The sequence below is a fragment of the Rhizobacter sp. P3_B12 genome (assembly GCF_056402895.1).
The window spans coordinates 1-12,710 of record NZ_JBFUGN010000081.1; the positions used below are offsets into that span (position 1 = coordinate 1).

Here is a 12,710-nt window from a genome sequence, read left to right on the forward strand (position 1 = left end):
GCCCAGCGGTTGGTGCCGCCGTTCGGCACGATCGACAGGTTCTCGGCGGAGCGCCAGAAGTTCTGCGTCGCGTTCTTCTCGTCGCCGAGGTTCCAGCCGCTGTCGACGTTGAGCGCGCCGTTCTGGAAGCGCACGTCGTCGGGGTTCAGGCCGAGGCCGGCCACCGTCGTGTAGAAGCCCAGGTTGATCCACAGGTCGTTGTAGGTGCCCGGCTTGAACAGGAAGGTGAAGCGCTGGCCGCCGAACTGGGCGGTCGAGCTCTTGTTCATCGAGTCGAAGGCGCTGTTGACCTTGGTGCGGATGGTGTCGATCGGCGTCGACGGCTCGAAGATCGAGACGTTCGGGCCGAAGTCCGGCGTGTCCGAGGTCGGCAGCGTCGTGCCGTTGGTCGTGATCTTGAACGACGAGGCCAGGTCGTTGAAGCCGACCGTGCCGAGGTTCGGCGTGTCGCCGGTCAGCGTGACCGAGCCGCCACCGTAGTTGATGTCGTTGAAGAGCTGCACCTTGTAGCCGGCGCGCACCTTCACCGACGAGAAGCGGTCGTTCCACGTGCCGCCGACCCAGCTGCTGTCGGCATCGGCGCAGGTCACCGCGCCGGCGTAGTTGGCGTTCTCGTAGAAGCAGGCGATGCCGGTGGGAACCGGGTCGACCGGCGGGGTCGTGCCACCCACGGTGTAGCTGAAGGCCGGCGTGTCATAGGCCGGGTTGCCGTTGTTGTAGGTGAACGAGTAGCCGAGCACGGTGCCCTGTGCCGCGTTGCCCACCGCCTGCTCATAGCGCGCATTGGCGCTGGAGTAGGTCATGCGCACGTTCTGCTGGCCGCCACCGTTGACGGTGTAGTGCGTGTCGACCCAGGTCGTGCTGACGGTGGACTTGAACCAGATCGTCGCGGTGCTGCCGGACACGGCAACACCCTGGGTGTAGTCGGCCGCGCGGGCCGGAAAGGCGATGGCCGCGAGCAGCGCGGCGCAGGCCCACAWGAAAAGCGTCACCCACGACCCGGCGCCGTTCGCGCGCGGGCGGGGGACGCGGTGCATCCCTGTTGAAGTCAACATGTCGATCTCCGTCAAAGGCCGGCCCGGCGGGGCTGGCGGAATTCACGGGCGCAGAGGCTRCGCCCGCCGCATGAGGAACCGGCGCGGTGGATGTGTGCGGCGGGATTTGACGGCTGTTGTTGCTCTTCAGGCCACTTGGAACCGATTCCAAGGCGTGAATTTAGTGCAGATCGCGCACTTGGCGATAGAGGGAAACCCGAAACAACGGTGTGGGGTTGTGGCGGGGTGTAAGCGGGGTGGTGCAGGCCCTCATCGGATGCACAGGTTCTCGCGCGTGCGAACGACCTCGTCGCCGAGCCTGGAGAAAGGCGCACCTGCAACCGTGCGCTCGCGGACTTCGACGGAACACGCGCTCGGCGCGCGGGAGCCGGTGAGCATCTCGGGCGCCGAGATGAACTCGACCTGGTACTCGCGGCCCGCCTTCGGCGTGAAGGTGAGCTTCTCGCCGCATTCGCGCACGGGACGCGCTTCCTCCCACCAGCCCATCGAGATGGTGACGGGCACCGAGTGCCTGACACGGGTCGATCGCTCGAGCACTTCGTTCAGCGGGATCTTCATCCGGCCAATGTTGCCGACGAGGCCCGCATCACCCGTGGTGCTGCACGCCTGAGGCGTCGGGCGGATGAAGGTTCCCGCGGCCGGACCGTGGTTGACGAAGGTGATGGGAACCGTCGTGCCCGGATCCTGTGGCGGCTCGTATCGGCTCGCGCAGCCGAGCAGCGCGAGTGCGCTCGCGGCGGGAACGAGGAACTTCATGGGGTGCTTCATGCGAAGAGATGCCTCCTGAAAAAAAGGGTGGGGCATGCGCCCCACCCTCGATCCCATCTTCGACGTCCTCTGCAATTACATCTTCAAGCGCAGCGAGAGGTAGTACTGGCGACCGTTGACGTAGAACGCGGTCGGCTGGTCCGGGTTGTTCGCGTAGTACTTCAGCTTCGGGTTGTTCAGGTTCATCCCGTCCAGCGTGACGGTCAGGTTGTCGCTGATCTTGTAGCCGATCGATGCCGACACGTTGTCGGTGTCGTCCTGGTACTGCGCCGTGCTGCGGTCCAGGCCGTTGTAGAACTTCGAGCGGAAGCTGTAGTTCACGCGGGCGCTGAAGCTGTCGTTCTCGTAGTAGCCGGTCAGGTTGTAGGTGTTCTTCGACGCACCCACGAGCGGCCCGCCACCGGTTTCCTCGGCATCGGCGTACGTGTAGTTCGCGATGGTGCCGAAGCCGGCGCCGATCGGTTGCTGGTACGAGAGTTCGAGGCCCTGGACCCGGCCGCTGCTGTTGGTCGGCGACGAGACGTTGAAGGTCTCGTACGCGCCGGTCTTGATGTTCAGATACTGCAACTGCGACGTGCCGTAGCTGACGTAGTTGTTCAGGTCCATGTAGAACAGGCTGGCCGACAACAGCGAGCGCGGTGCGAAGTACCACTCCAGCCCGACGTCGACGTTCGTCGAGCGAATCGGCTTCAGGTCGGGGTTGCCGCCGCTGCCAGTGTGGTTCAGCTCATCCAGGCTCACCGAACCTGCCAGCGCGCTGTAGTCCGGCCGAGCCATGGTCTTGGCGAGGCCGAAGCGGGCCACCAGGTCCTTGGACAGGTCGTACTTCAGGTTCAGGCTGGGCAGCACGTCGGTGTAGGTGTTGTCGATCTCCTTGCGATAGAACGGACCGAACGCCGACGTGGTGATCGCGCCAGGCACGGTCGTCGGATCGGTGACCCCGGTGATCGCGACGTTCTGGGTCACTTGCTCCTTGGTGCTGACCACGCGCACGCCAACGTTGCCGCTCCAGCGGTTGCCTTCGAGGTTGGCCATCAGGTAGACGGCGGTGTTCTTCTCGCGCATCGAGAATTCGCCGGGCCAGTATTCGCGCGACACCGGATCGCGGTTCGAATATTTGTCACCCCAGGCCTCGAGGGCGGCCGGATCGAGCTGCCACGGCATGTGCGGGAAGTTGCCGCCGCCCAGGCCGCCGCCGAAATTGCCCGGGTAGGTCGAGCCGTTCCAGGCAGGCAGGTTGTCGAACGCGCCGGCGGCGGGGCCTTGGGCAATCCAGGTCGACTCACGCGTGTGCTCGGCGAAGCGCGCACCGAACTTCAGGCCGGTGACGGCGCCTGCCTCGAGGGCGTATTCACCATCGAGCTGGCCCCAGTTCTCCTTGTCCTTCGTGGTGGCCGGGCTGGCACCGAAGACCCAATCGAGCCGGGTCTGGCCTGGAACGTTGAAGGTGCCCTGGTTGATCCCCGGCAGGGCCGCATCGGCCGGCGAACCGATGCCATGCAGCGTGTAGCTCGCACCGGTGTTCAGGATGTCCTGCTCGTAGACCGCCTGCTTCGGCGTTTCACCCTTGCCCTTCGAAGTGCCGATCTTGCTCAGCAGCGTCAGCTTGTCGTTGACGTTCCACTTGCCGTCCAGGTTGTAGAAGTCGCTGACCGCATTGGCGCCGGGACGGTAGATCTGGTCGACGATGCCGTACTGCTGGTCTTGCGACGGTGTTTGCCCGGGCACGCCGATGTTGGTGAAATTGGCCGACACCAAGGTGCCGTTGCGGATGACATAGCCCGCATCCGGCGCCTGCCCCTTGCCGCCGTCCAGGATCTTCGACGGGAAGATCAGGTAGTTGCGGTTGTAGTTGGTCGCCTCCATCTTCGATCGGAAGCCGCTCAGATCCAGCGTCACGTCGTTGGTGGGCTTGACCTGCAGGTCGATGAAGGCGCCTTCGCGCTTGCGCTCCTGCTCGAACAGGGCCGAGCCGATGCCGTTCGGGTACAGCACGCCCGCGAGGTCGGGGTTCGACAGCGCGATCTTGCTTCCTGGTGCAATGGCGGTATAGCCCAGCATTTCCTGCCCGTCACGACGCAGGTGGCGCTTCTCGGAGAAGCCCTGCACCAGCACGCCGAAGTTGTTGGCCTCGTTCTTCCAGTTGAACAGCGCGTTGAACTGCGGATCGGTCTTCTCCGGCAGGTCGGCATACACCGCGCCCGCCGTGGCTTCCAGCGTCAGCTGCTTCTTGAAGTCCAGCGGCTTGCGGGTCTGGATGTCGACCGTGCCGGCCACGCCGCCTTCGACCAGGTCGGCGCGCGAGCTCTTGTTCACCACGACGGCGCCGACCAGCTCCGACGGCAGCAGCGAATAGCTGACGCTGCGGCCGACGGTGCCGACCTGGTTCAGCACGAACCAGTCGCCCGAGCCGACCATGTGGCCGTTGATCATCGTCTGCGTCAGGCTGGGGTTGGTGCCCCGCAGGCTGACCCGGTCGGCCTCGTCGAAGCCGCCTTCGCCGGCACCGGCCGAGCTGATGTTGACGCCCGGGATGCGCTGCAGCGAATCGGCGACGTTCTTGTCGGGCATCTTGCCGATGTCTTCGGCCGTGATGACTTCAACCACCGAATCGGCATTGCGCTTGCGGTTCAGCGACTGCTGCAGCGAACCACGAATGCCGGTGATCACCACCGCTTCCAGGTTCTGCGCGTTCTTCGCCGGCGCGGCAGTTTCAATCGGCTTCTCGTCCGCCAGCGGCGCCGAAGCAGCCTGCGCCGGCTGCGGTGCCGACGCGGCGGCAGCCGCTGGCGCGGCTGCGTCCTGTGCGTGGGCCGCCGTGAACGCGCTCATCAGAGCGAGCGCGACCGCCGATGCGATGGGAGTCCTTTTAGCTTTCATGTCTGCCTCTGTTGCCTGGGTTAATGGGCCGCCGAAACTGATTCGGCCTGTTAGGAAACCTGGGACCTCATCTGCAGACCACCGGGAAAGTGGACTGCAGCTCCTTCCCCCGAGAACCGTGACGCTTTTGATGCCAGTTCTAGTACCAGTAAGCTACCACTAGAGGCCACTATGCTACCAATTTCACGCGATTGCAATAGCGTCGTCAGCCAGCAACCACGGGGAAACCACTGATGTAAAGTGCGGTCCGAGGGCCATCGAAACTGTCATTCGTGCGGTCCTTTTGGACTTCTTGTATTGAATTGGTATGGTCCATCACCATCTGCCCTTGAGAGATCGCCGCAACCCGGCCGCACGAGCCGGATAAAACAAAGGGGTTCGCATGACGACATTGGCCCAGGTGCTCAAGCCGCTGGACCCGAATCACAGCCTGCCGCTGTACCAACAGCTGCAGCGTGCGGTGCGCGAGGCCATCGAGCGCCGCGTGCTGGGGCCCGACGACGCCCTGCCCTCCGAGCGCCAGCTCGCCGAGGATTTCGCGGTCTCGCGCATCACGGTGCGCCGAGCGATCGAGGGGCTGGCCGAAGAAGGCTGGCTGGTGCGCCGGCAGGGGTCGGGCAACTTCGTGTCCTCGCGCGTCGAGAAGAACTTCGCGAAGCTGACCTCGTTCTCCGAGGACATGCGCGCCCGCGGCAGCCGCCCGCACAGCGTGTGGCTGAAACGCTCGCAGGGCACGGTGACGCCGGAAGAGGCGCTGAAGCTCGCGCTGAGCCCCGGCGCGCTGGTCTACCGCTTCAACCGGCTGCGCTACGCCGACGACGCGCCGATGGCGATCGAGATCGCGACCGTGGTGGCGGGCTGCCTGCCGTCGCTCGAGGCGGTGGGCGATTCGCTGTACGCGGCGCTCGAGCAGCAGGGCAACCGCCCGGTGCGCGCGCTGCAGCGGCTGCGGGCGCTGCTGCTGAACGCCGAGCAGGCGCGGCTGCTCGAGGCGAACGTCGGCGACGCCGGGCTGCTGGTCGAGCGGCTGGGCTACCTGCGCGATGGCCGGGCGATCGAGCTCTCGCAGAGCTTCTACCGCGGCGACATGTACGACTTCGTCGCCGAGCTGAACGCCGGCTGAGGCCGGAAGGCGATCCGTGCGGCGTGCGTTCATGTGAATGGGCGCGGGCTGCACGGCGTGACCTCAGAAGTCGCAGGTGGAGGTGAGCGGCGGCTCGGCCGCCGGCACGGTGTCGACGGCGGTCTGCCCGGCGCGGCGCAGCGCCTGCACCGCCTGCGCCACCTCGGCGGGCGTCATCACGCGGTTGCGCGCGTGGTAGACCCAGTCGACATCCTCCTCATACGCGCGCGGCGCCGACACGCCGGCCAGCTGCCCCGCCGGCACGAACCACTGGCTGAACGCGATCGCCATCGGCACCACCGGGTAGTTGCGCCCGCCATGTTCATCGAGCTGCCGGCCGTCGAGGAAGAAGCGGCTCTTGCCACCGGCCACCTGCATCATCAGCACGTGCCAGCCGCCGCCCGAGGGCCCCAGCGCCGCGAAGTGCTGCAGCGGCTGGTTGTAGGCATCCCACGGGTCGAGGCGCACGGTCTGCCAGGTCACGCCGTAGAGCCGCGTGCGCGCATCGCCCCAGCCGCCGTTCGGCAGGTACTCCCAGTCGAGCTCGCTGTACTGCGGGTCGTACGGGAAGCGCAGCGGGCTCACCGTGTAGAAGGTCTGCACCAGCACGTCGCCGTCAGGCCCCTGCACCGGAGCGTCGCTGAAGCGGATGCGCGCGGCGTAGGTGCCTTCGAGGTACTTGCGAGCGTGGCACAGCTGGGCCTGCGTCGTGCCGGCGGGCGTGCCGTCGGTGCGCGCGCTCAGGCGCAGCAGCCGGTTGCCGGGCTGCGCCGGGTCGTCGACCAGCGACAGCGCCCCGGCGCCCCAGCCGGCGCCCTCGATGCCGGGGTGGCCGCGCTGGTCGCGCACCGTCCAGCCGCCGGCGGCCAATGCGGCGACGCTCGGCTGGCTGAAGTCGTCGAAGAACACGCCGGCGTCCGGTGCCGGAGTAGGCACGCTGGCACATCCGGCCAGCAACGAGCCGGCGAGGACGCATGCAGCAAGTGACAGGCGGCGCATCGTCATCGCGTGCTCAGGCCTCGACCACCTGCGCCGGCGCAGCGGGCTCGGCCGGCTTCGACTCGAGCGGCACGAAGCGCGCGAGGATCAGCACCGGCACCGCGCACGCCAGCCCCCACAGGAAGAAGTTCTGGTAGCCGAGCGCCACCTGGATGTCACCGCTGATGGTGCGGAACAGGCTCATGCCCAGCCCCATCACGCCGGAGCCGATCGCGTAGTGCGCCGTCTGGTAGCGCCCCACCGACACCACCTGCATCAGGTACAGGATCACGCCGACGAAGCCGAAGCCGTAGCCGAACATCTCCAGGCTCAGCGCCGCGGCGATCACGCCGAAGTTCGTCGGCATCGCGATGCTGAGGAAGACGAATGCGATGCTCGGCAGGTTCATCGCGAGGATCAGCCACACCATCGCGCGCTTCAGCCCCAGCCACGCGGCGAAGTAGCCGCCGACGATGCTGCCGGCGATGAACGCGATCGTGCCGGCCGTGCCGTAGGCCCAGCCGACCTGGTCGGTGCTGAGGCCGAGCCCGCCCACGTCGCGCGCGGCGCGCAGGAAGATCGGCCCGATGGTCTGGATCTGCCCCTCGCTGGCGCGGAACAGGATGATGAAGAGGATCGCCAGCCAGATGCCCGGCTTGCGCAGGAAATCCTGGATCACGTGCCACAGCGTGCGGCTCACGTCGGCGGCCGAGCCGGCATCGGCCGGCACGTTGCGCGTGCCCGGCAGAGACCACGCGTTGTAGAGCCCGAGCACCACCATCGCGGCGGCCAGCATCAGGAAGATCGCGGTCCAGGCGGCCGGCACGCCGACCGATTTCTCGAGCGAGCCGGCCAGGATCAGCAGGCCGCCGGCCGACACGAAGCGCGCGACGTTGAAGAACGCGCCCTGCCAGCCGGCGTACTCGGCCTGCGCCTTGTTGTCGAGGCTCGCGATGTACAGCCCGTCGGAGGCCACGTCGTGCGTCGCCGACGCGAGCGACACCAGCGCGAGCGCGATGACGGCGATCACGAAGAACGCCGGCAGGTGCAGCGCGATCGCCGTCAGCGCGAGCCCGCCCGCGCCGAGCAGCTGGAACACGATCACCACCGATTTCTTGCTCGGCGCCAGTTCGAGGAACGGGCTCCACAGCCACTTGATGCCCCAGGCCAGGCTCAGCACGCCGAGCCAGCGCGTGATCTGCTCGTTGGGCACCTGCATGCTGATCAGCATCTGCTGCGCGATCACGTTGACCGCGAAGAACGGCAGCCCCTGCGCGAGGTAGAGGCTCGGCACCCAGCGGATCGGCGAACCCTTCGTGGCGGTGGACATGCGGGAGGACTCCAGGAACTTCGGTGTGGATCAGCGACGGGTGTCCAGCCGCACCGGCGAGCGGCCGGGTGCGGTGGTGCGGCGTTCGAGCCAGTCGCGCAGCGCGACCAGCGCCCCGGTGGCATAGCCCCAGGTGATGACGGCGGGCGCCGGGATGTCCAGCGCCTGGTACGGGTTCCACAGCACGACGTGCAGGTCGGCGCGCCACGCCTTGGCGCGCGCGTCGTAGCGGTCGCGGTGGTTCGAGACGACGACGTTCAGGCGGCCGTCGCGCGGGATCGTCGACCAGTCGAGCTCGGCCAGCACGTCGAGCTCGACCATGTCGACGCTCGCGAAGCCGCCGAACAGCTCGGCCACCTGCGCACCCGCGAGGCCGGCTTCGGACACGCCGTCGCTCGGCACCGCGCGCTGCGTGAACACGCGCAGCCGGTGGTCGCGGCGCAGCACCGGCGCGGTGCCGCGCGTCGTCAGGCCGGCGGCCCAGGCGCGGTGCATCAGGTCGTCGTCGCGCTCATGCTGCGCCGGCGTGTAGTCGGCATGGCGCACCGGGTAGCGGGCGGCCAGCCGGTCGAGCCGCGCGTTCGCCTTGGCGAGCTTCTCGGCGCCCAGGTCGCCGCTCGCCTGCGCGCGCTGGATGGCGCGGATCGCGGCCAGCTGCTCGTCCTGCGTGCCGAGCGCCATCACCATGTCGGCGCCGGCCTGCAGCGCGAGCACCGCGGCGCGGTCGTGGCCGTAGCGGTCGTGGATCGCCTTCATCACCAGCGAGTCGGTGATCACGACGCCGTCGTAGCCCCAGCTCTCGCGCAGCAGCGTGCCCAGCACGCGGCGCGACAGCGTCGCCGGGTGCTCGGGGTCGAGCTGCGGGTAGACGATGTGCGCCGTCATCATCGCCGGCGCCTCGTGGCGCAGCGCGCGGAACGGCACGAACTCCAGCGCCTCCAGCTGGGCCAGCGACTTGTTCACCTCGGGCAGGTCGCGGTGCGAATCGACGTGCGTGTCGCCGTGCCCCGGAAAGTGCTTCACGCAGCAGGCCACGCCTTCGCGCAGCGAGCCGCGCATCCACGCGCCGGCCAGCTTGGTCACCGCCAGCGGGTCTTCCGAGAAGCTGCGCTCGGCGATCACCGGGTTGGCCGGGTTGTTGTTCACGTCGAGCACCGGCGCGAAGTTCCAGTTGATGCCGAGGCTCGCGAGGCCGCGCGCGACCGCCGCGCCGACCTCCTCGGCCATTGCCTGGTCGCCGGCCGCGCCGAGCGCCATCGCGGYCGGCGCCTGCGGCAGGAAGGTCGAGCGCACCACCGAGCCGCCTTCCTGGTCGATGCCGATCAGCGCGTGCTCGCCCATCGCTTCGCGCAGGTCGGCGGTGAGCCGGCGCACCTCGGCCTCGGTGCCGAGGTTCCAGCGGAACAGGCAGATCGCGCGGATGTGGTGTTCGCGCAGGAAGGCAGCGGTCGATCCATCCAGGTGCTTCCCTGGGATGTTGACCATCACCAACTGCCCTGGATGGAATACCGTGCTCATTGCGTCCTCGTCACCTTGGCCAGGAACTTCGGTTTGTCGGGATCGAAGCCGCGCGCACGCGCCAGCGCCTCGACCATCGGATAGAAGCTCTGCACGACCGAGATCGGGTCGAGCTCGATCGACGCGGTCTCGACGATCGGCAGGTTCGCGTGCGGCGTGCCGCCGGGTGCCGCCAGCAGCACCTTGGCGCCGCGCGCACGCATCTCGTCGGCGAGCGCCAGCAGGCCGGCCTGCGCCGGGCCGCGCGGCGCGAAGATCAGCAGCGGATAGCCTTCGTCGATCAGCGCCATCGGGCCGTGCTTGACCTCGGCGCCCGAGAACGCCTCGGCCTGGATCGCGCAGGTCTCCTTGAACTTCAGCGCCGCCTCCAGCGCGACCGGCAGCCCGGTGCCGCGGCCGATCACGAACAGCTTGTCGGCGTTGACCAGCGCATCGACCGCCGGCGTCCAGTCGGCATGCGCGGCACGCGACAGCACGCCGGGCAGCGCCGACAGCGCGGCCTGCAGCACCAGGTCGTCCTGCCAGGCGGCCACGGTGCGCGCGCCGGCCACCATCTGCGTGATGAAGCTCTTGGTCGCGGCGACGCTGGTCTCGGCACCGGCGTGCAGCGGGAACACCCACTGCGCGGCCTTCGCGAGCGGCGACTCCGGGTCGTTGACGAAGGCCGCGGTGCAGGCGCCGCCGTCGGTGAAGTAGCGCATCGGCGCGACCAGGTCGGGGCTCTGGCCCGATTGCGAGAAGGCCATGGCCGCCAGCCCGTCGCAGGCGATCTGCGACTGGTACAGCGTGATCAGCGACATCGGCAGCGAGGTCACCAGCCGGCCCATGCGCGCCATGATCAGGTAGGCCATGAAGTGGGCCGCATGGTCGGAGCTGCCGCGCGCGACGGTCAGCACCGAGCCCGGCGGCTTGCTGCGCAGCAAGGCACCGAAATCGCTGTAGGCCTGGTCGTTCTCGGCCAGTTGCCGTGCGACCGCAGAGGGGGCTTCGCGGGCCTCAGCCAGCATGCGCGAGTTCAATCGAGCTTCCTTCAACATAGACGTCCGAAACAATGAGGTCGCGGTCGAGCACGACGGCATCGCCCCAGGCGCCGRCAGACAAGCGCCCGCGGTCCGAGGCGCCGAGGTAGTCGGCCGCATGGGTGGAGACGCGGCGCGACGCGTCGATCAGGTCCATGTCCAGCTCGTTGACCAGGTTGCGCAGCGCCTGGTCCATGGTGAGGGTCGATCCGGCCAGCGTGCCGTCGGCCAGCCGCACGCCGCCCAGGCACTTGGTGACCTTGTGGCGGCCGAGCCGGTAGTCACCGTCGGGCATGCCGGCGGCGGCGGTCGAATCGGTGACGCAGTAGAGGTGCGGGATGGCGCGCAGCGCGACGCGGATCGCGCCCTTGTGCGCATGCAGCAGGTCCGGAATGATCTCGGAGTACTTCGCATGCGCGAGTGCTGCACCGACCATGCCGGGCTCGCGGTGGTGCAGCCCGCTCATCGCGTTGAACAAATGCGTGAAGCCGCCCGCGCCGCGCCTGAGCGCCTCGACGCCGTCCTCGTAGCTGCCCAGCGTGTGGCCGAGCTGCACACGGAAGCCCGCGGCGCACAGCGACTCGATCAGGTCCATGTTGCCGGCGATCTCGGGCGCCAGCGTGATCAGGCGGATCGGTGCCAGCTCGTTCAGGCGCGCCAGCTCGGCGGTCTGCACCGGCCGCGCGAAGTTCGGCTGCGCGCCGAGCTTGCCGCCGTTGATGTACGGGCCTTCGAGATGCACGCCCAGCACGCGCGCGCCCTTCGGGCTGCGGGTCGCGCACACCGACTTGAGGCCGGCGAACGCGAGCTCGAGGTCGCTCATCGGTGCGGTCATCGTCGTCGCCAGCAGCGCGGTGGTGCCATGGCGCGCATGCAGCTCGGACACGCGCGCCGCCGAATCGCCGCCTTCCATGATGTCGTGCCCACCACCGCCATGCACGTGCAGGTCGATGAAGCCGGGCAGCACGATGGCGCCGGCCTTGTCGCGCACCTTGCGCACGTCGATCGGCGTGCCTTCGACGCGCACGATGCGGCCGTCGGCGTCGAACTCGATGCGGCCGTCGACGAATCCTTGGGGGGTGAGGACCTTGCCTTGCAGGTGGGTGCTCATGCGTCTCTTCTCATTTCGGCGACGAAGTCGTAGTAATCGCTTCGGCAATAGGAATGGGTCAGCTCGACCGCCTGGCCGGTTTCCAGGTAGCCGATCCGGGTGATGAACAGCACCGCCTGCCCGACCGGCACGCCGAGCTGCTCGGCGAGCCGCGGCTGCGCATTCAGCGCGCGGATGTGCTGCAGCGCGCGTACCGGCGCCTGGCGGGTGGCGGTCAGGTATTCGTACAGCGAGCCGTCGACCAGCTCGGGCTGCGGCAGCACGCTCTGCGGCAGCACGCTGACCTCGTAGGCCATCACGACCTCGTCGGCCAGGCGCAGCCGCTCCAGCCGCGCGACGCGCGCACCGGGCGACAGGCCCAGGCTCAGCTGCTCGTCGGGCACCGCCGCGGTGATGCTGCGCTCGAGCCATTGCGAGCTCGGCGTGTAGCCGCGCTGGTGCAGCTCTTCGGAGAAGCTCGTCAGCCGCGACAGCGGCTGCTCGATGCGCGGTGCGATGTAGTTGCCCGAGCCGCGGCGGCGCACGATCAGGCCTTGCTCGACCAGCTGGTCGATGGCCTTGCGCGCGGTCACGCGCGACACGTCGAGCGACTCCGACAGCACGCGCTCGGACGGCAGCGCCTCGTCGGCCTGGTAGCGGCCGTCGCGGATCGCCTGCCCCAGCTTGCGGGCCAGCTGCACGTACAGCGGCGAGCTGTCGCGCGCGTCGGGCTTGAAATCGAACAGGGGTTTCTTCATCGGTCGGTCTCGACCTCGCGTCGGATCAGGGTCAGCGCGCCGGCGGCCGGCCCGTCGGCGACGGCGACGCAGCGCGCGAGCAGCGCAGGTGAAAGGCGGGGCGACAGGCGCTGGCCGACGCTGCCGAGCACCGCGAGCGGCAGTTCGCCGGCCGGGTCCAGCGCGCGGGCGATCGCCTCGAGCTCGGACAC

10 protein-coding genes and 1 pseudogene are annotated in these 12,710 nt (G+C 68.4%); 1 reads left to right on the forward strand and 10 read right to left on the reverse strand.

Features of this window, described 5'->3' with window-relative positions:
- The 3 genes from AC1D01_RS07195 to AC1D01_RS07205 all read right to left on the reverse strand — a co-directional run.
- The coding region (locus AC1D01_RS07195) for a peptidase inhibitor family I36 protein (RefSeq protein ID WP_477865377.1) at positions 1-1,055 on the reverse strand (1,055 nt) is incomplete at its 3' end.
- Positions 1,056-1,304: 249 nt separating this feature from the next.
- Positions 1,305-1,811: a hypothetical protein gene (locus AC1D01_RS07200; protein WP_477865378.1), complete on the reverse strand. Its 507-nt coding sequence runs from the start codon at positions 1,809-1,811 to the stop codon at positions 1,305-1,307.
- Positions 1,812-1,898: 87 nt separating this feature from the next.
- Positions 1,899-4,655, reverse strand: a complete 2,757-nt coding sequence (locus tag AC1D01_RS07205; RefSeq protein ID WP_477865379.1) for a TonB-dependent receptor — start codon at positions 4,653-4,655, stop codon at positions 1,899-1,901.
- 430 nt (positions 4,656-5,085) lie between these two features.
- Here AC1D01_RS07205 and AC1D01_RS07210 point away from each other — a divergent pair, with 430 nt between their 5' ends.
- Complete coding sequence (locus AC1D01_RS07210; protein WP_047510694.1) at positions 5,086-5,826, forward strand: GntR family transcriptional regulator; 741 nt, start codon at positions 5,086-5,088, stop codon at positions 5,824-5,826.
- Positions 5,827-5,889: 63 nt separating this feature from the next.
- Here AC1D01_RS07210 and AC1D01_RS07215 read toward each other — a convergent pair whose 3' ends face one another.
- The 7 genes and pseudogenes from AC1D01_RS07215 to AC1D01_RS07245 all read right to left on the reverse strand — a co-directional run.
- Complete coding sequence (locus AC1D01_RS07215) at positions 5,890-6,831, reverse strand: glycoside hydrolase family 16 protein (RefSeq protein WP_477865380.1); 942 nt, start codon at positions 6,829-6,831, stop codon at positions 5,890-5,892.
- 7 nt (positions 6,832-6,838) lie between these two features.
- Entirely contained in the window at positions 6,839-8,134 is a 1,296-nt protein-coding gene (locus AC1D01_RS07220; RefSeq protein WP_477865381.1) for an MFS transporter, read from the reverse strand.
- 30 nt (positions 8,135-8,164) lie between these two features.
- Positions 8,165-9,652: a beta-N-acetylhexosaminidase gene (gene nagZ, locus AC1D01_RS07225; protein ID WP_477865382.1), complete on the reverse strand. Its 1,488-nt coding sequence runs from the start codon at positions 9,650-9,652 to the stop codon at positions 8,165-8,167.
- On the reverse strand, positions 9,649-10,659 hold the full coding sequence (locus AC1D01_RS07230; protein WP_477865383.1) for an SIS domain-containing protein: 1,011 nt from the start codon (positions 10,657-10,659) through the stop codon (positions 9,649-9,651). The genes nagZ and AC1D01_RS07230 overlap by 4 nt, the downstream gene beginning before the upstream one ends.
- The gene (gene nagA / locus AC1D01_RS07235) at positions 10,649-11,782 is read right to left on the reverse strand and encodes an N-acetylglucosamine-6-phosphate deacetylase (RefSeq protein WP_477865384.1); all 1,134 of its coding nucleotides are present in this window, start codon (positions 11,780-11,782) and stop codon (positions 10,649-10,651) included. Before nagA ends, AC1D01_RS07230 begins: the two co-directional genes overlap by 11 nt.
- On the reverse strand, positions 11,779-12,519 hold the full coding sequence (locus tag AC1D01_RS07240) for a GntR family transcriptional regulator (RefSeq protein ID WP_477865385.1): 741 nt from the start codon (positions 12,517-12,519) through the stop codon (positions 11,779-11,781). Before AC1D01_RS07240 ends, nagA begins: the two co-directional genes overlap by 4 nt.
- A pseudogene (locus AC1D01_RS07245) lies at positions 12,516-12,710 on the reverse strand (BadF/BadG/BcrA/BcrD ATPase family protein); the annotation flags it as partial. The pseudogene AC1D01_RS07245 and the gene AC1D01_RS07240, both read right to left, overlap by 4 nt.